The organism is Pseudomonas sp. WJP1 (assembly GCF_028471945.1).
In the GTDB taxonomy this organism is placed as follows: domain Bacteria; phylum Pseudomonadota; class Gammaproteobacteria; order Pseudomonadales; family Pseudomonadaceae; genus Aquipseudomonas.
In genome coordinates this window covers 6,958,442-6,983,240 of sequence record NZ_CP110128.1, presented here as the reverse complement: position 1 = coordinate 6,983,240, position 24,799 = coordinate 6,958,442, and the positions used below count along the sequence as shown (strand labels likewise).

The 24,799-nt window shown below is 60.2% G+C and carries 21 protein-coding genes; 14 read left to right on the top strand and 7 right to left on the bottom strand.

Going from position 1 to position 24,799, the window contains the following annotated elements:
- The first annotated feature begins 63 nt into the window (after positions 1-63).
- The 5 genes from OH720_RS31555 to OH720_RS31535 all read left to right on the top strand — a co-directional run bounded on the left by OH720_RS31555 (position 64) and on the right by OH720_RS31535 (position 7,241).
- On the top strand, positions 64-966 hold the full coding sequence (locus OH720_RS31555) for a LysR family transcriptional regulator (RefSeq protein WP_272604087.1): 903 nt from the start codon (positions 64-66) through the stop codon (positions 964-966).
- 130 nt (positions 967-1,096) lie between these two features.
- Positions 1,097-1,723, top strand: coding sequence for a glutathione S-transferase family protein (locus OH720_RS31550; protein ID WP_272604086.1), 627 nt, complete (start codon positions 1,097-1,099; stop codon positions 1,721-1,723).
- Positions 1,724-1,786: 63 nt separating this feature from the next.
- Positions 1,787-3,817, top strand: coding sequence for a 2Fe-2S iron-sulfur cluster-binding protein (locus tag OH720_RS31545; protein ID WP_272604085.1), 2,031 nt, complete (start codon positions 1,787-1,789; stop codon positions 3,815-3,817).
- A 111-nt stretch (positions 3,818-3,928) separates the two neighbouring features.
- Positions 3,929-5,125, top strand: coding sequence for a DUF3142 domain-containing protein (locus OH720_RS31540; protein WP_272604084.1), 1,197 nt, complete (start codon positions 3,929-3,931; stop codon positions 5,123-5,125).
- Entirely contained in the window at positions 5,112-7,241 is a 2,130-nt protein-coding gene (locus tag OH720_RS31535; protein WP_272604083.1) for a hypothetical protein, read from the top strand. Before OH720_RS31540 ends, OH720_RS31535 begins: the two co-directional genes overlap by 14 nt.
- A gap of 3 nt (positions 7,242-7,244) precedes the next feature.
- Here the strand turns inward: OH720_RS31535 and OH720_RS31530 are convergent, their stop codons facing one another.
- Positions 7,245-7,874, bottom strand: coding sequence for a LysE family translocator (locus OH720_RS31530; RefSeq protein ID WP_272604082.1), 630 nt, complete (start codon positions 7,872-7,874; stop codon positions 7,245-7,247).
- A gap of 146 nt (positions 7,875-8,020) precedes the next feature.
- On the opposite strand from OH720_RS31530, the gene OH720_RS31525 reads away from it, so the two are divergent.
- The gene (locus tag OH720_RS31525; protein WP_272604081.1) at positions 8,021-8,494 is read left to right on the top strand and encodes an Lrp/AsnC family transcriptional regulator; all 474 of its coding nucleotides are present in this window, start codon (positions 8,021-8,023) and stop codon (positions 8,492-8,494) included.
- A gap of 33 nt (positions 8,495-8,527) precedes the next feature.
- Here OH720_RS31525 and lpdA read toward each other — a convergent pair whose 3' ends face one another.
- Positions 8,528-9,928, bottom strand: a complete 1,401-nt coding sequence (lpdA, locus tag OH720_RS31520) for a dihydrolipoyl dehydrogenase (protein ID WP_272604080.1) — start codon at positions 9,926-9,928, stop codon at positions 8,528-8,530.
- A 217-nt stretch (positions 9,929-10,145) separates the two neighbouring features.
- Between lpdA and hflK (OH720_RS31515) the strand changes: the two genes are divergently transcribed.
- The 5 genes from hflK (OH720_RS31515) to cfaB all read left to right on the top strand — a co-directional run bounded on the left by hflK (OH720_RS31515) (position 10,146) and on the right by cfaB (position 17,465).
- On the top strand, positions 10,146-12,110 hold the full coding sequence (hflK, locus tag OH720_RS31515; protein ID WP_272604079.1) for a protease modulator HflK: 1,965 nt from the start codon (positions 10,146-10,148) through the stop codon (positions 12,108-12,110).
- Positions 12,107-13,147, top strand: coding sequence for a protease modulator HflC (gene hflC, locus OH720_RS31510; protein WP_272604078.1), 1,041 nt, complete (start codon positions 12,107-12,109; stop codon positions 13,145-13,147). The genes hflK (OH720_RS31515) and hflC overlap by 4 nt, the downstream gene beginning before the upstream one ends.
- On the top strand, positions 13,144-14,202 hold the full coding sequence (gene hflK, locus OH720_RS31505) for a protease modulator HflK (protein WP_272604077.1): 1,059 nt from the start codon (positions 13,144-13,146) through the stop codon (positions 14,200-14,202). Before hflC ends, hflK (OH720_RS31505) begins: the two co-directional genes overlap by 4 nt.
- Positions 14,199-16,112, top strand: coding sequence for a heavy metal translocating P-type ATPase (locus tag OH720_RS31500; protein ID WP_272604076.1), 1,914 nt, complete (start codon positions 14,199-14,201; stop codon positions 16,110-16,112). Before hflK (OH720_RS31505) ends, OH720_RS31500 begins: the two co-directional genes overlap by 4 nt.
- A gap of 168 nt (positions 16,113-16,280) precedes the next feature.
- Positions 16,281-17,465, top strand: coding sequence for a C17 cyclopropane fatty acid synthase CfaB (gene cfaB, locus OH720_RS31495; RefSeq protein WP_272604075.1), 1,185 nt, complete (start codon positions 16,281-16,283; stop codon positions 17,463-17,465).
- On the opposite strand, the gene cls is transcribed toward cfaB, so the two are convergent.
- Entirely contained in the window at positions 17,462-18,901 is a 1,440-nt protein-coding gene (gene cls, locus OH720_RS31490) for a cardiolipin synthase (protein WP_272604074.1), read from the bottom strand. The genes cfaB and cls overlap by 4 nt on opposite strands.
- Positions 18,902-19,034: 133 nt before the next feature.
- Here cls and OH720_RS31485 point away from each other — a divergent pair, with 133 nt between their 5' ends.
- Entirely contained in the window at positions 19,035-19,556 is a 522-nt protein-coding gene (locus tag OH720_RS31485) for a DUF3617 domain-containing protein (protein WP_020797958.1), read from the top strand.
- Positions 19,557-19,622: 66 nt separating this feature from the next.
- Here the strand turns inward: OH720_RS31485 and OH720_RS31480 are convergent, their stop codons facing one another.
- The gene (locus OH720_RS31480; RefSeq protein WP_272604073.1) at positions 19,623-20,513 is read right to left on the bottom strand and encodes a His/Gly/Thr/Pro-type tRNA ligase C-terminal domain-containing protein; all 891 of its coding nucleotides are present in this window, start codon (positions 20,511-20,513) and stop codon (positions 19,623-19,625) included.
- A 195-nt stretch (positions 20,514-20,708) separates the two neighbouring features.
- Complete coding sequence (folE2, locus tag OH720_RS31475; protein ID WP_272604072.1) at positions 20,709-21,605, bottom strand: GTP cyclohydrolase FolE2; 897 nt, start codon at positions 21,603-21,605, stop codon at positions 20,709-20,711.
- A 93-nt stretch (positions 21,606-21,698) separates the two neighbouring features.
- Between folE2 and zigA the strand changes: the two genes are divergently transcribed.
- Positions 21,699-22,904, top strand: a complete 1,206-nt coding sequence (gene zigA / locus OH720_RS31470) for a zinc metallochaperone GTPase ZigA (RefSeq protein WP_272604071.1) — start codon at positions 21,699-21,701, stop codon at positions 22,902-22,904.
- 3 nt (positions 22,905-22,907) lie between these two features.
- Here the strand turns inward: zigA and OH720_RS31465 are convergent, their stop codons facing one another.
- Positions 22,908-23,264, bottom strand: a complete 357-nt coding sequence (locus OH720_RS31465) for a hypothetical protein (RefSeq protein WP_008064555.1) — start codon at positions 23,262-23,264, stop codon at positions 22,908-22,910.
- 26 nt (positions 23,265-23,290) lie between these two features.
- Between OH720_RS31465 and OH720_RS31460 the strand changes: the two genes are divergently transcribed.
- Entirely contained in the window at positions 23,291-24,256 is a 966-nt protein-coding gene (locus OH720_RS31460) for a CobW family GTP-binding protein (protein WP_272604070.1), read from the top strand.
- 12 nt (positions 24,257-24,268) lie between these two features.
- Here the strand turns inward: OH720_RS31460 and OH720_RS31455 are convergent, their stop codons facing one another.
- Positions 24,269-24,682, bottom strand: a complete 414-nt coding sequence (locus tag OH720_RS31455; RefSeq protein ID WP_008064553.1) for a DUF3301 domain-containing protein — start codon at positions 24,680-24,682, stop codon at positions 24,269-24,271.
- Positions 24,683-24,799: the final 117 nt, after the last annotated feature.

Genomic DNA, 24,799 nt, shown 5'->3' with positions numbered 1-24,799 from the left:
CGAACCTTGAAAAATCGCAGCCCATTGGTTGCGATTTTTTTTATCTGAATCGAGGACACGCCCATGGACCGCTTCCAGGAAATGCAGGTCTTCGCCGCCGTCGCCCAGGACCAGGGCTTTTCGGCGGCGGCACGGCGGTTGGGCCTGTCGGCCGCCAGCGTTACTCGGGCGGTGGCGGCGCTGGAGAAGCGCATTGGCACGCAGTTGCTCACGCGCACTACGCGCAGTGTGTATTTGAGCGAGGCGGGGCAGCGTTATCTGGAGGACTGTCGGAGAATTTTGGCCGAGGTGCAGGAAGCTGAGGATTCGGCGGCGGGCAGTCACGCCCAGCCCCGTGGGCAATTGACGATCACGGCGCCGGTTTTGTTTGGTGAGTTGTTCGTCACTCCACTGATGGTGAGTTTTCTCACGCGATTTCCCGACGTGACGATCAATGCGCTGCTTGTAGATCGGGTGGTGAGTGTCGTCGAGGAAGGTGTTGATGTTGCCATCCGCATCGGTGAGCTTCCTGATAGCAACCAGCATGCGATCCGGGTGGGAGAAGTGCGGCGGGTGATCTGTGCATCGCCGCAGTTCCTGGCTATCCATGGTCGGCCAAAACATCCACAAGAGCTGGCTCAGGCGCCGATTATCGCGACGTCTGCCATTGGACAATTGAAGCACTGGCCTTTCCTCGAGCGTGGGGAGCCACTGAGTGTCCGGGCAGAACCGCGTTTGACGGTGACGGCGAATCAGGCAGCGATCACCGCTGCTGCGCTTGGACTGGGCTTCACCCGGGTTCTGTCCTATCAGTCGGCGAGCAAAGTGGCGGCCGGGGAGTTGGAGATCGTTCTGGCGGATTTCGAAATGCCGCCATTGCCCATCCATGTGCTCTATCAAGGCGGGCACAAAGCTGCGGCGCGCGTTCGCAGTTTTGTCGACTTTGTGGTGAAGGCACTGCGCGAACATCCGGCTTTGCAGGACTGATGATTTGTTTCACTGGATGAAATAATTGATTGCGTTTGCTGGGTATTCTGTTGTTTTGGTGACTGGTAGAAGATGGCCGCCATCGGTGCTGATCTCTCCCGACTAGCGCCACTGACCTGCGGAGTCGACCATGCAAGCCATCAAACTCTACAACTTCCCACGTTCCGGCCACGCGCATCGTGTGGAACTGATGCTTTCGCTGCTGCAACTGCCGACCGAGCTGATCTTCGTCGACCTGGCCAAGGGCGAGCATAAAAAACCGGAGTTCCTGGCCCTCAACGCTTTTGGCCAAGTGCCGGTGCTGGACGATCAAGGTGTGGTGCTGGCGGATTCCAATGCGATCCTGGTCTATCTGGCGCAAAAATACGGGAACGGTCGCTGGCTGCCAGCCGATCCGGTAGGTGCCGCTAAAGTGCAGCGCTGGTTGTCGGCCGCTGCCGGGCCAATCGCCTTTGGCCCCGCCCGGGCCAGGCTGATCACCGTTTTCGGTGCGCCGTACAACCCTGATGAAGTGATTCCTTACGCCCATAGCGTGCTTAAGGTGATCGATACGGAACTGGCCAACACGCCTTTCCTGGCTGGCAGCGAACCGACCATCGCCGACGTGGCTGCCTACAGCTACATCGCCCATGCACCGGAAGGCAATGTGTCGCTGGACGACTACGCCAACATCCGCGCGTGGCTGGCTAGGGTCGAAGCCTTGCCCGGTTTCGTCGGCATGCCGCGTACTGTCGCCGGCCTGCAAAAAACTGCCTGATGTTTTTCGCCCGACTCTGTCGGGCCCTTCACGCTGTGCCAATGGCGCAGGGGAGAAGCCGCAATGGACCATTCACCGTGGCATGCTGGAGAGAAAGAGTTGCAGGCTCATATTGGTGTCAGTGAGCGAATGGACGTACTAGGGCGCAGGGTGATTCGCGACCAGATGCCGGATCAACACCGCACCTTTTATCAGCAGCTTCCGTTCATGTTGTACGGCGCGGTGGATGCTGACGGTCGCCCTTGGGCCAGCGTGCTTGAAGGTGAACCGGGTTTTGCTCATTCACCCGAACCAGGATTGTTGCAATTTAGCAGCTTGCCGGCTGCCGATGATCCCGCGCAGTTGAGCGTGGGGGCGGCGATCGGGCTGCTGGGCATTGAATTGCATACCCGGCGCCGTAATCGCATCAATGGCCATATCGGTGCAATGAGCGCCAGCGAATTTGCAGTGAGGGTGGATCAGTCCTTTGGTAATTGCCCGCAGTACATCCAATTGAGGCAGTTCCGTTCGGTACCCCTGGCGGATCCGGCAACACGTCCCGCGCAGCAATTCAATGAACTGGATGACGCGGCCAAAGGCATGATTGCCGATGCGGACACCTTCTTTGTCGCGAGTTTCGTGGACGTCGATGGCGTACGGTCGGTGGATGTTTCCCACCGTGGCGGTCAGGCGGGTTTCGTCCAGGTGGAAGGCAATCGCCTGACCATCCCGGATTTTGCCGGCAACCTGTTTTTCAATACCCTGGGCAATTTGCTGATCAATCCAAAGGCTGGTTTGCTGTTCATCGATTTCAATACCGGTGACCTGCTACACCTCAGCGGGCGCACCGAAATCATTCTTGAAGGCCCGCAGGTTGAGGCATTTCAAGGTGCCGAACGTTTGTGGATGTTCCACGTGGAACACGTTGTGCGTCGTCCCGCTGCCCTCGGTTTGCGCTGGCGCTTTGACGGTGTTTCTCCCACCAGTTTGCTGACGGGTACTTGGGAGCAGGCCAAGGCGCGCTTGCAAGCCAAGACCTTGGGCGATCAATGGCGGCCGCTGCGGGTGGTGCGGATCGAAGCGGAAAGCCAGCACATCCGCTCGATCTATATGGAGCCAGCCGACGGCGCCGGGTTGCCATTGTTTCAGGCCGGCCAGCATTTACCGTTGCGCTTCAACATTGATGGCGAAACCCATATCCGCACGTACAGCCTGTCGAGTGCGCCATCGGATGACTTTTTCCGTATCAGCGTGAAGCGTGATGGTCGGGTATCGTCGCACCTGCATGAACAGGTTCGCGTCGGTGACCTGTTGGAGGCACGGGCGCCCCAAGGGCATTTCACCGTGGCGCCCCATGAGCGTCGGCCTCTGGTGTTGTTGGCCGCTGGCGTGGGAATTACGCCGCTGCTGTCGATGCTGCGTGAGGTGGTCTATCAAGGCTTGCGCACCCGCCACATCCGGCCGACCTGGTTCTTCCAGAGTTCGCGCACGTTGGCCGATCAGCCGTTTCGCCCCGAGGTGGATCGCTTGCTCGAGCGTGTCGGCGACGCGGTCAGGGTGGTACGCCTGCTCAGTCAACCTGAGCCAGGGGCGCAGGAGGGCGAGGACTTCGATTTGACCGGGCGAATCGATGTCGGTCGGCTCTCGGAACTGCTCGAGGTCGAGGACTACGATCAGCTGGATTTTGTCCTCTGTGGGCCCGGCAGTTTTACCCAGGCGCTGTACGACGCCCTGCGCGAACTGGATATTCGCGACGCGCGGATTCACGCTGAAACCTTCGGTCCCTCGACGTTGCGCCGTCGGCCCGACCCCGACGCCGTAATCATCGAACAACCGCCAGCGGCGACCACCTCGGTGCCGGTGGTGTTCGAGCGCTCAGCCAAGGAGGCGCGTTGGCAACCGGACGGCGGCACTCTGTTGGAGCTGGCGGAAAGCCGCGGATTGCACCCGGAGTTCAGTTGCCGTGGCGGTTCTTGTGGGACCTGCAAGACCCGGCTGATCAGCGGCCAGGTCAATTATCCGCAGCCACCCGCGGAGGTACCGGACGAAGGTCAGGTGCTGATTTGTTGTGCTGTACCGGCTCAAGGCGCGCAGCCTCTGGTCCTGGACCTCTGAGGGATCATCGCAGGAGCCATTGCCCATTGGTCGATGGCTGAGTAGGGTAGGAGTCGTACGAAAAAGGGCCGAGAAGGGCCCTTTGTGCATTTCAGGGACAGGCGTTTTCTCATGGTTTTTCTCACTCGCGTGATCGTCTCGCTGATGGCGCTCGCGCTGCTTGGTGGTTGCGAGCAGCACGACGCACCGCCACTCGATCAGCAACTCTATGTCTGGCAACGGCAATGGACTCCAGCGCATGACGCTGCATTGCGAGACAGTCGCGCCGATTTTTCCACCTTGCGGGTGCTTGCACTTCAGGCCTTCCCTCAGGCGGGCTGGAGTCGCGCGCGGATTGATCCGGCGCTGCTCAAGCGCGATGGCAGGCCGTTGATTGCGGTGGTTCGCCTGGATGGCCAGCTCAAGTCGCTGGATCAGGACGAGGTCATGGGGCAGATCCAGCAACTGATCAGCGATTGGCAGGGCCAGGGACTGATCCTCGCCGGGGTGGAAATCGACCACGATGCGGGCAACGCCCGGCTACCCGCCTATCGTGAGTTTCTTGCGCACCTGCGCTCTGTGCTGCCGACGTCCATGGCCTTGAGCATCACCGCATTGCCAGCGTGGCTCGACAGTCCAGAGTTGCCGGCGTTGTTATCCACCGTCGATAGCAGCGTGTTACAGGTACATGCCGTGAGCGATCCTCGACGCGGTTTGTTCGATCCCGACCTCGCTCGCCAATGGGCAATGGCCTGGAGTCGCCTCACGTCGAAACCCTTTTTCCTGGCCCTGCCGGCCTATGGTGTCGCGTTGTTGCCGAGTGTCGGTGGCGCGCCCATCGTGGAGAGCGAAGTTGCGATTGAACGTCACGGCAAGCGCCGGGAGCTGTTGGCTGATCCGCTGCAATTGAGCAAGCTTGCTGCCCGGTTGCGCGCGGATCCGCCGGCTCATCTGGCCGGCTTGATCTGGTTTCGCCTGCCTTTGACAAACGACCGTCGAGCCTGGAGCCTGGCGACCTTGCGCGCGGTGTCGCGTGGTGAAGTTCTTGGGAGTCATCTGGCACTGAATCTTTCGGAGCACGGAGGCCTCTATGACATCGCTATCACCAATGTGGGCAACCTCGATAATGCCTGGCCCGAGCGCGTGACGCTGGCGGTACAAGGTTGCGAGGGCGCCGATGCGCTGGCCGGTTATACGTTGCAACAAGAGCCGAACCTGCTTACCTTCACCCGCCTGCGCGACGGTCGGATAGCGGCTGGCGGACAGCGCGCCATCGGTTGGGCACGCTGCGCAACCATTGATCAAGGAGCTTCGAATGTTCACCCGTAACTGGCCCCGTCACTTGCTCTGTCTGAGCCTTGGCCTGCCGTTGGCGGCCATGGCGTGCGGGCCGGATTTCCCCATGCGGCTGCTGGACAATCGAGGACAATCGCTGGCGGAGTTGCCGGAAGGCAATTTCAGTTTCGAGGTGAGTCGCCTCGGTCATGGGATTACCGGTCTCAAGCCTGTCACGGCAGCCACCCTCGACCCGGGCGCAGCCTATGGTGAAACCTCCGATCACGCACAGCTGCGGGATCAGGCCGAGCAGGCGGGTTTGACCCATGAACAGCAGGCGCAGGTGAAACTGTTGCGCGGGCTCGCCGATGCCCGCCAGGTTGAAGCACAGGGTGCGAGCCTGCCCGCCGAGCTCAAGTTGTATCTGGCGGGCGCGGTGGCGTTCAATGCCGGCGACCAGGCGCTGGCTGCCGAATACTTCCGCCAGGTGCTGGCGCTGCCCGCTGATCAACGGGCATTGCGCAGTACCTGGGCTGGCTACTCGCTGGGGCGGGCGTTGTTCGCCATGAGTTCGCAGGCTGATGCGGCCCCCGACCTGCTGGAACAATCGCGCAAAGCCTTCGAGCAAACGCGTCAGCTGAGCATTGACGGCTTCAGCGATCCGCTGGAACTGGGCGTCGCCAGCCTCGGTGAAGAAGCCCGCGTGGCCCGGACGGCGGGTGACTGGAACCGCGCCATCGAACTCTATGCCACGCAAAACCTTCAGGGTTCGGCCGTGGGTTACACCTCGTTGAAGCTGTTGATGGCTGATCTGGCTTCGATGCCCGAGGACCAACTGGCCGTACTGCTCAAGGGAAAGCCCGTGCAGCAACTGGTGACCGCCTCCTTGATCAGTCGGCTGGGCTGGTCATTCGGTGATCAACCACCGAACGAGAAAAAACTGATCAAGCTGTTGCAGGACAGCACGCGCGGCAGCCTCGACAATGCGGACCGCCTGGCCGCGATGAATTATCAACAGGGCGATTTCAGCAGTGCCAAAACCTTTCTCGAGCACGCCGGCGATGGCGGCCTGGCCTGGTGGCTGCGGGCCAAACTGGCGGTGCGCGATGGCGATAAAGCGGCGGCGGCTGGAGCGTATGCCAAGGCAGCCAAGGCCTTCCCGCAGAATGAATCGTGGGGCGATCGGAGAACGCCGGACTTCGATTTCGAAACCCTGCAACCCAAATGTCGGGTCGAAGGCGAAAGCGCGATCCTGGCCCTGCAACGCGGGGATTATCTGCAGGCGTTCGACCAGTTGTACCGCAGCCAAGGCATCTATTGGTTCGATGCGGCCACTGTTGCCGAGCGTGTCCTGACGCTGGATGAGCTCAAGCACTACGTCGACACCCAGGTTCCGGCACCGCCACCACGCAGTCAGCAGGACATGGACAACTACGTACCTCTGCCGGTGGCGGCGAGCTTGCGCAATCTGCTGGGGCGGCGTTTGCTGCGCGAAGGGCACTACGAGCAAGCGCCGGCTTATTTCGATAACGATGGCTTGCGCCACAAAGCCAGGTTGTACGGCCAACAACGGATGGCGGCCGATTCGGCGTGGTGGCCGACGCGACGTGCCGCGGCACTGTTCAACGCGGCCTGGACCGCTCGGGAGTGGGGGATGGATATCCTCGGCTACGAAATGGCGCCGGACTATGCCACGTTAGGTGGCAACTTCAGTCTTGAGAGCACTGAACTCAAGGTCGGGCCACTGGTAGCCGAGGACGAAGTGAAGCGTCAGCAAGCCAGTGCCGCCCAACCCGATCAGCGCTACCACTATCGCTTCGTGGCGACCGCACTGGCCAGCCGAGCTGCCGACAATTTGCCGCACACCAGCCAGGCGTTTGCCGCAGTGCTGTGTGAAGCGGCCGGCTGGAACAGCAGCCTTGAAGAACAAAGTGCGCTCTACCAGCGATATGTCAACGAGGGGCCATTCGTGGAGTGGGCGGCGGATTTTGGGCATCAATGCCCATATCCCGACTTTGAGAACGCCGACAAGCGCTATGTCACCCAGGCCACCGACGCTGCTCGTTCGGCCCTGCGACCGTACAAGACTGCTCTGCAGATAGGTGGCGTGCTGCTGGTCATGGCAGTGGCGCTGGTGCAGGTCAAGCGCCGCCGCCGCAAGGTGCGATGAGGTTCAAGCCTGTTGAACAAAGGTCAGCCGCACGGCGAAACCGATCAACAGGCTACCGAACAGCCATTGTTGCAGGCGCTGGGCGCCGGGGCTGCGTTGCAGCCAACGACCCAGCGCGGCACCGGTCAAGGCGTAGGTGCTATCGAACAGCAAGCCGACACCGACCAACACCAGGCCCAGGACCGCAAATTGTGCGAGCACCGGTCCGTTGAGTGGATCGATGAACTGCGGGAGCAACACCGAGCAGAACAGCAGCGCCTTGGGATTGAGCAGATTGGTCAGTAAACCGCGGCGGATGGCTTCGCCCCAGCGTGGTTTTTCGTCCGTTGCACCTGGCCCGTTCAAGCTTGGCAGCATCGTCGTTCGCAAACATTGAATGCCGATCCACAGCAGATAGGCAGCGCCCACCAGGCGCACCACGTCAAACGTCCAGGGCGCTGCCTTGAACAATGCCGCCAACCCCAACGCCGCCAGCACCACATGACAACCACGGGCGATCCCCAGGCCGACCGCCGTGGCCAATGCAGCGCCTTTGCCCTGACGGGCACCCGTTTGCAGCAGCAGGATCATGTCCGGGCCGGGTAACAGATAGACCACTGCCAACGCCATGAAAAACAGCCCCAATCCCGCCATGTTGCACCCCTGTTCGTTGTCGATTCAGTAGGGCCAGTCTAGAGCCAGGGAGCAGGGCATGTGCTTGCGTAGTTCGCTTCTAAAGCTGTCTGGTTTGGCATAACCTGCCAACAAATCACAGCTCAGCCAGCAGGATCTGCCAAACGATGAAACTGGATGCCTACGACCGCAAGATTCTCGCCGCGCTGCAACGGGATGGTCGCCTGAGCAATGTGCAGTTGGCTGACGAAATCGGTCTGTCGGCTTCGCCATGCTTGCGCCGGGTACGGATGCTGGAAGAGGCTGGGGTGATTCGTGGTTATCAGGCCAATCTGGATCGCGACGAAGTCGGGCTCGGGTTGACCGTGTTCGTCGGGGTGAAAGTCGAGCGCCATAACGATGAACAGGCTGAATCTTTTCGCTTGGCCGTGACGGCATTGCCTGAGGTTATTTCGGCGTTCCTGGTGTCAGGAGAGTCGGATTTTCTGTTGCAAGTGGTGGTACCGGATTTACGTGCCTACGACCGGTTTCTTACTGGCTGTTTGTTGAAGCTGCCAGGTGTGAGCGATATCCGCAGTAACTTTGCGATTCATACGGTGAAGACGCCGGGAGCATTGCCGTTGGGGCATTTGCCGCTATAGACGGCCTATGCCCCATCGCGAGCAAGCTCGCTCCTACATCTGCGTCGCCATCCCCTCCACATTCATCGCCGCCTGGCGCAAGGCTTCGGAACGGGTCGGGTGTGGATGACAGGTCAGGGCAATGTCTTCGGCGGACGCGCTGAACTCCATGGCCACGCAATACTCGCCAATCATTTCACTGACGCTTGGCCCCACGAGATGCACACCGAGAATTTCGTCGGTGCGCTCATCGGCCAGCACTTTGGCGAAACCTTCGGTTTCGTGATTGATCTTCGCCCGGCTGTTGGCGGTAAACGGAAATTTGCCGACTTTGAATGCGCGACCTTCGGCCTTCAGTTGTTCTTCGGTCTTGCCAACACTGGCTAGCTCGGGTTTGGTGTAAATCACGTTGGGGATCAGCTCGTAATTGACCTCGCCAGCCTTGCCGACGATCTGTTCGACGCAGGCCATGGCTTCGTCCTCGGCCTTGTGGGCAAGCATGGGGCCGGAGGTGACATCGCCAATCACCCAGACCCCCGCGGCCTCAGTGCGGTGCCCCTTGTTGGCGAGCATGCCGCGTTTATCGGTAGCGAGGCCGACGTTCTCCAACCCCAGGCCTTGGGTGTAAGGCCGACGTCCGATCGCCACCAGCACGTAATCGGCCTCCAGCGACTCGGCGGTGCCGCCCGAGGCGGGCTCGACGCTGAGCTGCACACCGGTTGCGGACGTCGTGGCGCTGGTCACTTTTGAACTCAATTTGAAACTGATGCCTTGCTTGCTCAATGAGCGTTGCAGGGTTTTGCCTGCTTCGCCGTCGACACCCGGGCAGATCCGATCAAGGAATTCGACCACGGTCACTTGCGCTCCCAAGCGCCGCCAGACCGAACCCAGTTCCAGCCCGATCACCCCGGCGCCGATCACCACCAGGTGTTTCGGCACTTCTTTCAATGACAGTGCGCCGGTGGAATCGAGGATGCGTTGGTTATCGATGTCCACGCCGGGCAGGGGAGTGGGTTCGGAACCGGTGGCGATGATGATGTCTTTGCCGGTCAGTTCGGTCTTGCCGCTGGCGTTATCCGTCACGGTGACTTTGCCCGGACCGTCGATGTGGCCCCAGCCTTTGATCCAGTCGACCTTGTTTTTACGAAAGAGAAACTCGATGCCCTTGGTCAGCCCGGTCACGCTTTCATCTTTCTGTTTCATCATCTGGGCAAGGTTGAGCGTGGGCTTGACCTCGATCCCAAGGTTGGCGAATTCCGTTCCCATGGCTGCATCGTAAAGTTCGGAGGCGTGCAGCAATGCCTTGGACGGCATGCAGCCGACGTTCAGGCAGGTGCCGCCGAGCGTGGCGCGGCCTTCTACGCACGCCGCCTTCAATCCCAGTTGGCCCGCACGGATGGCTGCGTTGTAGCCACCGGGGCCACCACCGAGTATCACGACGTCATAGGTGCTCATGGATTTACTCCTGGATTGAAAGCGGATCGGGAGGGGTAAAAGTAGTCTTTGAATAAAATTACGAACGTAATATGTGCGTTCCGGTGCATTTCGGTCAAGGCTTCAGCTTGGCGACAGGTTGAGCATCTTTAGATAAGGCGATTGAGTACGAAAATTTCACCCATATCGTTATATCGTAACGAAATGCCGCGTGGGCAAAGATAAACACTGGAGTGGTATGCAAGTCGATCTCGAAGAGGGTGATGAGGGAGCGCAGGTAGCCAGGCTACCGCGCTTTCAGCAGGCAGTTTTTCAAGGGCCACGATTGCGCCAGTTCGCCATTGGTCTCGGCGCGCTCGCGGCAATGGGCTTGGTGCTGGGGTTTTTTGTCGGGCTGTTTGCGCCGCAATCCCTTTGGCCTCCTCTGTTATTCAATCAGAGCGCTGCGTTGCTGGTGTTGGTCGCTGGCTTGCAATCGGCCTGGTGGGTGACGAAATGGCGGGCGCGGGCGATGAATCCCTTGGCGCCAGTGGTCGACTCTGAAGAAGCTGAAGCACCGGTGGGCTGGTACGAACGGCTACTGGAGCGAATCAGCCAGCGCTGGCTGAAGCTACTCAGGCAAATCGGTGCGCCAACGCTGTGGCTGGGTGGTTGGGCGCTGCTGGCGTTGTTATGCGTCAATCAGGCCTGGAACCTTGCTTTGCCACCCGCAGCGCTGGGAATGTCGGCCACTATCGGCGCGGCCCTGGGGTTATTGCTGGCCTTTGGATTGCTGGTTCTGGAACGTCAGCTTGCCCAGGAAAACAGCGCTCAATGGCCCGAGGCGCAAGCCTTGGCGCAGCTGACTCGCGTTGCAATCATCAGCCTGATACTTGGAGCGTTATGCCTGCTGTTCGGCAATGAAACTTCGGTTTGGCCGGTGCGTCTGGCCGTACTGATCGGCCTGCTGCCGGGGTTCGTGGCCTTCGAATTGCTACTTCGTGCCGTACTGTCATTGTTCAGCCCACGTCGCGAACAACTTGAACCTGCGCTGCTGGCGCGCAGTTTTGTCGCCGATATGCTGCGCTGGCCACCGCAACCATTGCAGGCGTTGCAGCACGAATTGCACAACCGCTTTGGCATCGACCTGAGGCAGATCTGGGCCTTCACTTACATGCGCCGGGCATTGTTGCCGGTGCTGTTCGTTGTTGCCCTCGTCGGATGGTCACTCAGCGGTGTTCACGAAATTCCGCTGCAAGGGCGGGGGATCTACGAGCGTTTCGGCAAACCGGTGACGGTGTTCGGTCCGGGTCTGCATGCAGGTTTACCGTGGCCGTTGGGCCGGGTGCTGAGTGTCGAAAATGGCGTGGTTCACGAATTGGCCACCAGTGTCGGCGAAACGTCGGCACCCGTGCAGGCAGACCCCGCCGAAGGCCCGGCACCGATGACCGCCAACCGGTTGTGGGACGCCAGCCATGTGAATGACAAATCCCAGGTGATTGCCAGCAGCCGTGCGGACAAGCAGAGCTTTCAGATCGTCAACATGGACGTCCGTTTTGTCTATCGCATCGGTTTGAGCGATCAGGCGGCATTGGCAGCAACCTACAACAGCGCGGATGTGCCAACGCTGATTCGCAGCACCGCCAGCCGCATTCTGGTTCACGACTTCGCCTCACGAACCCTGGACGGTTTGCTCGGTGAGGACCGGGTAGGGCTCGCCGAGGAAATCGGCCGGGCCGTGCAGGTCGACCTGCAGAAACTAAACAGTGGCGTGGAAATTCTCGCCACGGTGGTCGAAGCGATTCACCCACCGGCAGGGGCGGCCAATGCTTATCACGGGGTGCAAGCCGCACAGATCGGCGCTCAGGCGTTGATCGCCCGCGAACGCGGAGCCGCCGCCGAAGCCACCAACCAGGCGCAGTTGCAGGCGAGCATTGCCCGGGATCAGGCAACGGCGAATGCCCATGAAATCAACGCGACGGCCAAGGCGGGCGAGCTGAAATTCAGCGCCGAGAAAAAGGCTTACGCCAGTGCCGGCCAGGCCTTCGTGCTGGAGCAATATCTCGGCCAACTTTCCCAGGGCCTGGCCAATGCCAGGTTACTGGTCCTCGATCATCGTCTGGGCGGCAGCAGCAATGCACCGACCATTGATCTGCGTACATTCACGTTGCCGGCTGACCCTGCGTCGTCGCGTAAAACTGCTCAGCCAGGAGCCGCCAATTGAGCCAACCACATACCCACGATCACGCCGACCACAGTGGCCACGATCACGGCCACGGCGGACATCACCACGGTCATCACCATCACCACCACGGTGATCCGCAGGAAGCCGGTCCATTCCCTTGGCGACGCATGGCCTGGGCGGCGTTGTTGGTGGCCTTTGCCGTGGCGGCTGCGAGCCTGGTGCAAGTGCGTTCGGGCGAAGCCACGGTCATCACTCGTTTTGGCAACCCATCGCGAGTGTTGCTGGAGCCGGGCCTTGGCTGGCGCTGGCCGGCACCCTTCGAAGCGGCGATCCCGGTGGATCTGCGACTGCGCACCACGTCCAGCGGTTTGCAGGATGTGGGCACGCGGGACGGCTTGCGCATCATCGTTCAGGCTTACGTTGCCTGGCAGGTGCAGGGTGATGCGGACAACGTGCAGCGCTTTATGCGCGCAGTGCAAAACCAGCCGGACGAAGCGGCTCGGCAGATCCGCACCTTCGTCGGCTCCGCCCTGGAAACCACGGCCAGTAGTTTCGATCTGGCTAACCTGGTGAACACCGACGCCAATCAAGTGCACATCGCCGATTTCGAAGCGCAGCTGCGCAAGCAAATCGATCAGCAGTTGCTGACCACCTATGGTGTGCGAGTGCTGCAAGTCGGCATCGAGCGCCTGACCTTGCCATCGGTCACGCTCACTGCGACGGTCGATCGCATGCGCGCCGAGCGTGAAACCATCGCGACCGAACGCACCGCCATCGGTAAGCGCGAAGCGGCGCAAATTCGCTCCGCGGCGGAACGTGATGCGCGAATCGTCCAGGCCGATGCCACGGTGAAAGCGGCTGACATCGAGGCGCAATCCCGGGTTGAAGCCGCGCAGATTTATGCGCGTGCCTACGCCGGCTCACCGCAGCTTTACAACCTGCTGCGCTCGCTTGACACCTTGGGCACGGTGATCACCCCAGGCACCAAACTGATCCTGCGTACCGATGCCGCGCCTTTCCGGGTGTTGGTTGACGGTCCGCCGACGCTCGATAGCAAACCCGGATCGCAGCCATGAATTTGGTTCCACGTGGAACACATGAGTTGAGCAGCCCGTGGATTCAGGCCGGACGCTTGGCGTTTCTCGCCCTATATGCAGTGACGGTGTTGGCCGCTTTGGCATGGGCGTTCTCCAATGTGCGGCAGATTGATCCGCAAAATCGCGCGGTTGTTTTGCACTTCGGCGCGCTGGATCGCATCCAGAATGCCGGTTTGCTGTTGGCCTGGCCGCGACCGTTTGAGCAGGTGATTTTGCTGCCAGCGGCGGACCGGGTAATCGAGCGTCGAGTGGAAAACCTGTTGCGCACGGATGCCGCATTGCAGGCCGATCGCGCGGCCAGTTTTGCGACGCCGATCAGTGACGCACTGGCAGGCTCCGGTTATTTGCTGACGGGGGATGCCGGTGTAGTGCAACTGGATGTGCGGGTTTTCTACAAGGTCACTGAGCCGTATGCCTTCGTACTTCAAGGCGAGCATGTGTTGCCAGCCCTGGATCGTCTGGTGACCCGCAGCGCCTTGGCACTCACGGCTGCACGAGATCTGGACACTATTCTGGTCGCACGTCCGGAGTTGATCGGCGCGGATAATCAGGCAGCAGAAAGGCGCGAGCGTCTGCGCGGCGATCTGGTGCAAGGTATCAACCAACGCTTGGCGCAATTGGCCGCGACGGGGCAGGGGCTGGGGATCGAAGTGGCTCGGGTTGACGTGCAGTCGAGTCTGCCGGCGCCGGCGATCAATGCGTTCAACGCCGTACTGACCGCCAGCCAGCAAGCCGACAAGGCCGTGGCCAACGCGCGCACCGAGGCCGAGAAGCTGACCCAGACCGCCAATGAACAAGCCGACCGCACGCTGCAAGTCGCCCATGCTCAATCGAGTGAACGGCTGGCGAAAGCGTCGGCTGATACCGCCACGGTAATGAGCCTGGCCAACGCCCAGCAACAAGCCGCGGACCCGCAAATGTTGCTGCGGATCTACCGCGAGCGGATGCCGAAAATTCTGGGTCAGGCCGGCTCAGTCACCACGGTTGATCCGAAAGACGATTCCCGCCTGATCATTCAGGGAGCTGCACAATGACCGCTCAAACCACCGCTGCACCGAGCATGTTGTCCTCGGCGGAACAACGCAGCGCTGCCCGTCAACTGACCCTGGCCATGCTCGCACTTGGCTTGCTCGCGCTGGGCCTCGTATGGCGCTGGTTGTCGCCGGAACAGACCGGGGTCAGCCAATTGCTACTGGGTGTTGCTTCCGTGCTGGTGGCCGTACCAGTGATGCGTTCGGCCTGGTACAGCCTGCGGTATCCAAGCCTGCATGGCATCACCGATCAACTGATCGCCCTGGCCATGCTCGGTGCGTGGGCGACAGGCGATTTGCTGACGGCGGCATTGCTGCCGATCATCATGATCTTCGGCCATGTGCTGGAAGAGCGCAGCGTGATCGGTTCGCAAGAAGCCATTCATGCTTTAGGCAAACTCACCCGCAGTCACGCGCGCAAGGTGCAGGCCGACGGCTCCATCGTCGAGGTCGACAACGGTACGCTCAGGGCTGGCGATCTGGTGGAAGTCCGTGCCGGTGATCGGGTGCCGGCGGATGGTCGGGTGATGTCCGGCCAAGCGAGTCTGGACACCGCCTCCATTACCGGCGAGTCGGTGCCGATGGAAGCGGGCGTCGGCATGGCGGTGTTCGGTGGCGCGATCAATCTCGATGGCCTGCTGCGCATTGAAGTGACTCGGACCGGCGACGAATCGACCCTCGGCAAAGTGATCGCGCTGATGCAAAACGCCGAGCGTTCCAAACCGCCGATCACCCGGTTGCTGGAGCGTTACGCCGGGAGCTACCTGGTGCTGGTATTGCTGCTGGCCGCAGTCACCTGGTTCATCACCAACGATGCCCAGGCCATGCTCGCGGTGCTGGTGGCTGCCTGTCCTTGTGCGTTGGTGTTGTCGGCGCCCGCGACGGCGATTGCCGGGGTAGCGGTAGCCGCGCGGCACGGCATTCTGATTCGCAGCTCGGCGTTTCTCGAGGAGCTGGCAGACCTCACATCGCTGGTGGTCGACAAGACCGGAACCCTGACCTTCGGTACCTTGCGCCTGCAATCCATCGAGAGCCCGCTGGAGGATCGCAACCCCGTCTTGAAGCTCGCCGCCAGTCTCGGGTCCGCCAGCAGTCACCCGGTCAGCCGGGCGCTGGCGGGGCTGGTCGCACAAGAGCATTTTCTGTTGCTGTCGGACATTCGCGAGCGGCAGGGTTTGGGCGTGGTGGCCATGACGGAGCAGGGCGAGGCCGCGCTGGGGCGCCCGGAGTTGTTCGCCCAATTGGGCATAGCGACCTCAGATGTTCCCGACCACGACGGCCCGATTGCCGGGCTGGCGCTCAACGGCGAGTTCCTCGCTTGGCTGTTGTTGGCCGACAGCGTCAAACCGGAAGCCAGGTTTGCCTTGAGCGAACTGAAGGACCTTGGATTGGGCCGGCAGCTTTTGCTCACCGGCGATCGGCACAGCGTCGCTCACACACTCGCGCGGGATGTAGGCATCAGTGAGGTCGAAGCGCAGGCCTTGCCCGAGGACAAATTGAATCGCGTGTTGAAAGAAATCGGTAACGGTTTTCGTCCTATGGTGGTGGGTGATGGCATCAACGATTCCCTGGCGCTCAAGGCTGGTGTTGTTGGTGTGGCGATGGGCGCAGGCGGGGCGGACATCGCGCTGGCATCAGCGGATATCGTGCTGATCGGTAGCGACCTGCGGCGCCTCGGTACCTGCGTGCGCTTGAGTCGACAGTGCCGTCAGACCTTGCAAGTGAACGTGATCATCGGTTTGGGCTGGACCTTGGCGATCGTTGCTTTCGCGGCGTTTGGTTGGCTCGGGGCAGCAGGGGCGATGATCGCCGCGTTGCTGCACAACCTCAGTACGTTGTTGGTATTGGGTAATGCCGGGCGTTTGCTGCGCTTTCAGGAACCACTGTTCAAGCTCAAGGAAGAGCAGTTCTAAAAATACAGAACTGTTGGCCGAATTTGCAGTCATCTAGGTGAGAGCGGTCATTTCTGCGAATTCGGAACAGTTTTGGAATCATAGAAGTTCACTATGAAATCGATAGCCAGCTATTTTTCAAGGATGGTCTAACCTCTCAGCAGACGTCTGAAACAAGGGGGATTTTCCATGCTCGCGCAACTTCCACCGGCCTTACAGAATCTGCAGCTACCGCTACGCCTGCGACTCTGGGACGGCCATGAGTTCAATCTGGGGCCGACGCCCAGTGTCACAATTGTGGTCAAGGACCCACAAATGGTCACCCAGTTCACCCATCCTAGCCTGGACGCGCTAGGGGCTGCGTTCGTCGAGGGCAAACTGGAACTGGAAGGTTCCATCAGCGATGTGATCCGCGTCTGTGATGAGTGGAGTCAGGCATTGCTCGGTGATCTCGACAGTCAGCCTGTGCGCACCCCCCACGACAAGGAAACAGACGCCAAGGCGATCTCCTACCATTACGACCTCTCGAACGCCTTTTATCAACTGTGGCTCGACAGCGACATGGCGTATTCCTGCGCGTACTTCGAGACGGGCAGTGAGTCCCTTGAACAGGCCCAACAGGCGAAATTCCGTCATCTGTGTCGCAAGTTGCGCCTGCAACCCGGCGAATATCTGCTGGATGTCGGCTGCGGTTGGGGCGGGTTGGCGCGGTATGCAGCCCGGGAATTTGGCGCGAAGGTGTTCGGTATTACCCTCAGCAAGGAACAACTTGCCCTGGCCCGGGAACGCGTAAAAGCGGAAGGGTTGGAGGATTTGGTCGAGCTGCAGTTACTCGACTACCGCGACCTGCCTCAGGACGGGCGCTTCGATAAAGTGGTCAGCGTCGGGATGTTCGAACACGTCGGGCACGAAAACCTGGCCGAGTATTGCAAAACCTTGTTCGGCGCGGTGAAAGAGGGCGGGCTGGTGATGAACCACGGGATCACCGCCAAGCACACCGATGGGCGTCCTGTGGGACGCGGTGCCGGGGAGTTCATCGAGAAGTATGTGTTCCCCAACGGCGAACTGCCGCACCTGTCGATGATCTCTGCCGAGATCAGTGAAGCAGGGCTGGAGATCGTCGATGTCGAGAGCCTGCGTCTGCATTACGCGCGCACCCTGGATCACTGGAGCGAACGCCTGGAAGACAACCTGGAGGCCGCCTCGAAACTGGTGCCGGATCAAGCCCTGCGCATCTGGCGCCTGTACCTGGCCGGTTGTGCTTATGCGTTCGCCCGAGGCTGGATCAACCTGCACCAGATACTCGCGGTGAAAGCCCACGCCGATGGCAGCCATGAGCTGCCCTGGACGCGAGACGATATCTACAATCCCTAGAGGATGGGCGAAATAAGCCGGGCGACCCGCATACCGACTTGCTGCAGGCGATGGGTCTCCCGGCCTTCTTCCTTGGCGATTTCATGAGCCTGGTCGAAGTCGTCGTTGAGCATCTGCTCCACCTGGGCAGCAAACGCCCTGTCGACCGTCAGTAACATCACTTCGAAATTCAATCGAAACGAACGGTTGTCCATGTTGGCACTGCCGATGGCGCTGATTTCACTGTCGATCAACACCACTTTCTGGTGCAGGAAACCGGGTTCGTAGCGGAACACCCGCACACCGGCGCGCACAGCTTCGAAGGCATAGAGGCTGGAAGCGGCGTAGACGATTCGGTGGTCGGGCCTCGACGGCAGCAAAATCCGCACATCCACCCCGCGCAAGACCGCCAGGCGTAACGCAGCGAGGACCGCTTCGTCGGGGATGAAATAAGGGCTGGTGATCCACACCCGTTCGGTCGACGCGTGAATCGCTTCGACGAAGAACAGTGAACAGGTTTCGTAGGCATCCGCCGGGCCGCTGGCAAGCATTTGGCACAGCACTCCGCCGTCCGGATAAACCTGCGGCAGGATCAGCTGCGGTAACTCGCGGGCCGCCCAGAACCAGTCTTCGGCGAAGGACTCCTGCATGCAGGCCACCACTGGCCCCCGTACTTGCACATGGGTATCGCGCCAAGGTGCGAGCGGTGGTTTCTCACCCATGTATTCATCGCCAACGTTGTGGCCTCCCACGAAGCCGAGGATGCCGTCGACGACCACGATCTTGCGGTGGTTGCGAAAGTTGACCTGGAAGCGATTGAGCCAGCCGCTGCGGGTGGCGAAGGCTTTGACCTTGACACCGCCGTCGCGCAGCGACTGGACGTAAGCGTGGGGCAGGGAGTGGCTGCCGATTCGGTCGTACAGCAGGTAAATCACCACGCCTTCGCTGGCCTTGTGTAGCAGCAGGTCACGCAGGCGTCGGCCCAGGCGGTCATCGTGGATGATGAAGAACTGGACCAGTACAGCTTCTCGGGCCTGGCTGATGGCGTGGAAAATCGCCTCGAAGGTCGCCTGTCCATTCACCAGCAAGCGCACTTCATTGTTTGCCAGGCAAGGCATGCGCCCCAGTTTCGGCATCGCCCTCAGTGAAGCGTAGGCGCTGGATGCGCGAGCGGTGAGGGCTTCCTCCACCCACGGTCGCCAGTTGAGCTCGGAGACAGCCTTGCGCATCTCCTCGTTGGCCTGGCGCCGAGCCTTGATGTAACCGTCGAAGGAGCTGCGGCCGAATACCAGATAGGGAATGAGGGTCAGGTAAGGCATGAACAACAGTGACAAGGCCCAGGCAATCGAGCCTTGTGCGGTGCGGACGGTCAACACGGCATGGATTGCCGCAACCAAGCCCAATGAGTGCAGCAGGGCGATGACATAGCCAAAGACATGCGGTCCAAAATAATCCATGGGGGGCAGCCTTGCTCCTGAAGATTCAATGCTTAACAGACCATGTTCCGTGCAGAATGTCGCTATTTAATTGGCCCATGAACCGAAGCCCGCCGGCGACGTCTAACGGCCACTACTGATCAGGAGTTACTCGATGAACGTTCGTCTGCTGGGTTTGGCCATGGCATTTGGTTTGGCACTTCCTGTGGCTGCTCAGGCGCAGATGCTTCAGCCAGGTTTGTGGGAATTGACCTCGAGCAACATGAAAGTCGATGACCAGAACCTGCCGGATCTGCAACTGATCCTGGGTCAAATACAAAGCCAGATGACCCCTGAACAGCGCGCGCAGCTGGAAAAACAGGGCATCACCATGGGTGGCAAAGGGATTCGGGCATGCTTGACCCCAGAGCAGGTCAAGAGCGACAACATTCCGCTGACCGACCCACAATCGGGTTGCAAACAGGAAATCACCGAGCGCACCGGCAACCAGTGGAAATTCCGCTTCAGCTGCCCGAAAGCGCAGGGCGCGGGTGTTGCCACCTTCCTCAGCGATCGCGAGTTCACCACCAAGGTCAACGGTACGTTCAACGCCACCGGCATCCAGCAGAAGGGTAGCCTCGATACCCGTGCGGTCTGGTTGGGGCAGGACTGCGGCACCGTGAAGCCAAGAGCCTAACCTTATCGGGAAAGCCTTGTTCTTGTAGGAGCGAGGCTTGCCCGGGAAGACGTCCGTTCAACCACCTCAAATCCCCGACTGACCCAACCACTCACACACCGCCTCAACCTTCATCCTGCCAAAATCCTCCCCGTTGCGATTGCGCACGCTGACAAACCCGCCAGCCTTTTCCTGTTCGCCGACCACCACCAGGTACGGCACCGTCTGGCTGTGATGCCGAATCTTGTGGCGAACTTTTTCGTTGCGCAGGTCCGCCAGGGCGCGTACGCCACTGCGGCGCAGGCGTTCGGTGACCGCGTGGGCGTAGCTCGCCTGCCTGTCATCCATGCTGACGACCACCACATGGGCCGGCAGGCGCCAATGCTGCAGCTCCAGGTGGCTGGACCAGCAGGTGCCATAGATGCGTTGCTGCAAGGTCCCGTTGATGTGATCGAGGGCAAACGCCTGCAAGACCCTGGTGGTGGGGACATGCGGGCCGCTCGTCAAATAGTCGGTGTCCCCGAGGCGATACAGCGACAGATCGGCGCAAGACGGGGAGTGACTGCGACTGCGGCGAATCGAATGGTTGGCCGCCGCCAATGAGTGCATGCGCGCTTCGATCAGCGGCAAATCAGCGGCCCTGATTGGGCGCTCGACAGCGAACTCGCAATAGAATCCGTCACCCAGCGCCGAGCCGGTTCGCAATTGGGTATGGGAATACAATTGCTTGACCGCCATCGCCAGCACCAGCGAACAGGAGCGCCGGAGAATCTCCAGGCCGTCGGGTTCCTGGGGCGTAACGATGCTGACCCTGGCATTGGCCCGGATCACAAACTCACAGTCCACCAACAGACCGTCCACCCGACCCGCTACCGCAGCGTTGGCCAGCCCGGGGCCAATACTCGCGGCAACTTCATGCACGGTCAGCGGTTGATCGTATTCACGCAATGAACCATCGGGCAGAGTGATCTGGATCATGATTGTTGTTCTCGAATGCTTCGATCACATGCGTCAGCGGATTAACCTTAGATCCAAACCCCGGTCGCTGTCATGTAGACGTTTGTCGTGCTCCCTCAAAACTCTTTCTGCAAAGCCCTGTAGTCGCGCAGAAGCGTGATTGTTGAGGCGCGGCATATCTTCGGTACATATCCCGGCGCAAAGCCTGGAAACGCATTAGGTGGCCTCCCAGTTCCAGCGACTTTCGGCAACGGCATCGTGGGCATGCAGGCTTTCGGCGTGGATGACGCGTATCTGAAAGCCGCTGATGCCGGGTGAGCGTTTCAGGGCCACGTTCAGGCGTCGAGCGGCGTCTTCGCAAAACATCAGGTTCTGTCCATTGGCCAAGGCGAACGCCTGTTCATCAGCACGCTTGACGGCGGTCTGCACGGCTGTGCCGAGCGCAGCCTCGGCATCGTTGATCACGGCGATCAGTGGCAACTCATCCACACACTCGTGCAAACGCAGACTCAATTGCGCCGTGCTGCGTTGACTGTGGGGCGTTGCGACGATGCCTTCAGGGGAGCCGAGCCAAGCCAGCACCTCGGTGTGATGCAACGTCCGGTTGGCAAAATCATCGACGAATTGCTGTTGAATCAATTGACGGGAAAGCGCTGCTGAACAAGGACAGGTTGAGGAATAAGGCAGCGCGATTTTAAGTTCCACGTGGAACATCTGGTTTTTCAAACGGGCTTCGATGCTGACGGGATAGCTTTTCCAGCCGGCCAAAGGACTGAGCAGAGCCGGTCTTTTCAGCAGCAGATCAGTGTGAATGGTCAGGTAGGCGTTGTTTGATAGCCCGTCGTGACTGCTCAGGAAATTGTGTAAAACCCGTCGCAGCTGCTTGGGTGTGAGCGGCTCTTGCTCGAGCGTTTCCAGCGCCAGGTACAACCGTGACATATGAATACCGCGTGCCTCGCCGTTATCGAGACTCACGCCGGCATCGGCCGTCGCAGGCGATTTTTTGCCGTCGAGCAAAACAGGAAGAGCAATGCCACACATGCCCACCCACTCCAGTGGCAGGGCTTGGCGTGAGGCCTGCGTGGCGATGTCCGGAAGAGTCAGTGCGTTCATGAGGAAATCCATCGTGGAGGCGTGCTTGTAATGTTATATGATAACATTCGCGCAACGATAGAATTTTGATGAATGGCCTGTGAGGAGCTTCTGATGTCAAATCGCCTTCCCGTAACCGTGCTTTCGGGCTTTCTTGGGGCCGGAAAAAGTACACTTCTTAATTACATACTACGTAATAGAAATGGCTTGCGCGTTGCTGTTATCGTCAATGACATGAGTGAAATCAACATCGACGGCAGCGAGGTCCAGCGCGATGTCAGCCTCAATCGTGCGCAAGAGAAACTCGTGGAAATGAGCAATGGCTGCATCTGCTGCACGTTGCGTGAAGACTTGTTGAAGGAGGTTAGCTCGCTCGCCCGGGAGGGTCGTTTTGATTACCTGTTGATCGAATCAACCGGCATTTCAGAGCCACTGCCAGTGGCGGAGACATTTACCTTTCGCGATGAAAACGGCCAGAGCCTCACCGACATCGCCCGGCTCGACACCATGGTCACCGTGGTCGATGGCATGAATTTCCTGCTCGACTTCCAGGCTGCCGAAACCCTGGCTTCCCGTGGCGAAACGCTGGGGGAGGGGGATGAGCGGGCGATCACCGATCTGTTGATCGAGCAGATCGAATTCGCCGACGTCATCCTGATCAGCAAGATCGACTTGATCAGCAGCCGCGAACGCGATGAGCTGACGGCAATCCTCAAGCGACTCAACGCTCAGGCGCAGATCATCCCGATGGTCATGGGCGAAGTGCCACTAGAGAAGATCCTCGATACCGGTCGCTTCGACTTCGAGAAAGCGGCGCAGGCGCCGGGCTGGTTGCAGGAGCTGCGCGGCGAGCATGTGCCGGAAACCGATGAATATGGCGTCGCGTCCTACGCCTACCGCGCGCGTCGCCCGTTCCATCCGCAGCGCTTCTTCAATTTCATCGACGGCCCGTGGCTCAATGGCAAGCTGCTGCGCTCCAAGGGTTTCTTCTGGTTGGCGAGTAAACACACCGACGCCGGCAGCTGGTCCCAGGCCGGTGGGATGATGCGTTATGGTTTTGCCGGGCGCTGGTGGCGGTTCGTGCCGAAGGACCAGTGGCCGCAGGACCCGGAAAGCACAGCCGCCATCCTGCAGAACTGGGACGCTGATAGCGGGGATTGCCGGCAGGAACTGGTGTTCATCGGCCAAAACATCGATTTCACGCAGCTTGCCGACGAGCTAGACGATTGCCTGTTGAGCGATGAAGAGATGGCGCTGGGGGCAGAGAGCTGGTGCTCGTTGCCTGATCCGTTCGGCCCTTGGTATGAAGAGGTCGCTTGACCCTCAAGGCTTGAGCCAGGTCCCCTGGCTCTGGGCTTCGCAAAACGGCTGCAAATACGCCGCATCCGTGGCGACGCCGTAATAGTGAATATCCTGCCGGTAAGGCATATTGGCGACTTGGGCGTTGCTGCACACACCGAACGCCCCACCAGGGCATTGGTCGACGTACTGCACCTCGACTTTCTGCCCGGCAAGGCTGGGCTGGCAGAAGCCTTCGGCAAAGAGTTTTTGCGGAATGTTGCGGTTTTGCTGGCAGACTTTCACGTCGAGCCGTTCCGCCTGGCTGTGGACCACACAAGCCTGCGCCAGCGCCTCGCCGCTATTGAGCGCCAGCAGCAACGACATGCCTATCCACCGCATCCTTACCTCCCAAGACATCTTCGATCATGTTGCAGAACATACCCACCCATGTCATCGCCGGGCCATTGGGGGCTGGCAAGACCAGCCTGATCAGGCACCTGCTGGCGCAACGTCCCGCTGGCGAGCGCTGGGCGGTGTTGATCAATGAATTCGGGCAGATCGGTATCGATGCCGCGTTGCTGACCCGTGACGCCGATGGTATCGCACTGGGTGAAGTGGCCGGAGGCTGTTTGTGTTGCGTCAACGGTGCGCCGTTTCAGATCGGCCTCGGGCGTTTGCTGCGCAAGGCGCGGCCGGATCGACTGTTCATCGAGCCGTCCGGGCTGGGGCATCCGGCGCAGTTGCTCCGGCAGTTGGGTGAAACACCGTGGCAAGGTGTCCTGAGTGTCCAACCCTGCGTTCTGGTTCTGGACGCCCAGGCGCTTGCCGCTGGCAAGCCGCTACCGCCGGCGCAACAGGAGGCCCTGGAGAGTGCCGGCCTGTTGCTGATGAACAAGTCGGAGCACCTTGATGAAACCGCTCGCCAACGCCTCGTCGTGCAGTTGCCGGTACGCCCGTTGTACTGGGCGCACCACGCGGCCTTGCCATTGAGCCAGTTGCCTGGCCTGGACGCTCAGGCGGTGGCGGGTGTGGATAACTTCGTGGCGCCCAAGGGGCTGGCGCAGTTGCCGGCGATCTGGACCGATCCTACGCTGCCGATTTGCTTGAGCCAGACGCAGGAGGGTGGCTGGAGCATTGGTTGGCGCTGGCATCCAGGCCAGACCTTTGACACCGACAGGATCGCTCGGTGGCTCGCAGGCCTTGAATGGCGGCGGGCCAAGTTGGTTATCCACGGCACCGAGGGCTGGGTGTCGGCGAATGCGCTGGATAACGCGGTGCTGGAATGGAAAAGCAGCGAATGGCGGCAAGATTCGCGGATTGAGCTCATTTTTAGTGAGTCGCAGGATGTCGAGGGGCTGAAGAAAGGTCTGGACGGCTGTCGGTTGGAGTGAAGACCAAACGACTCATGGCCGCCACTTGGTATGTTCCTGCCGCCACTGGCTCAATTCGATCACCTCGGCACGCGGCTTGACCACGTCGGCCACCGTGGGGGTGTCGTCGAATGGCACGGGATAAGGCGCCAGTTCGATCTGTGCGCTGTGGGGGCCGAATTGTGTGATGGTACCGTTGTGGCGGGTTTCGCCGGTTACGGTGAATTCGAAGTTATACACACGAGCCAATCGTCGCCGGCCATTGGCATCCTTGATGAAGGCGATTTTTTTCAATGCCACGTTGCCATCCAGCAACTCGATGCCGAGCTTGGCGCAATGCTGCTTGACCCGCTCCAGTGCGTGTTCGCGCAAGCCGTGGTTGTGCCATAGCCACGCACCCGCGGTAGCGAAAAGCATCAGTACTAGAATATTTCCGAGGGTCAGCATCAACAGGGCGCTCCAACAAGATAGTGTCAGCTTAACTGTGTCGCCGGTCTGTCGTACAGGCTGCGTTTAGTCGCATACTGCGTGGCTCGAATTTCAATCGTTTTACGGATAACTCAC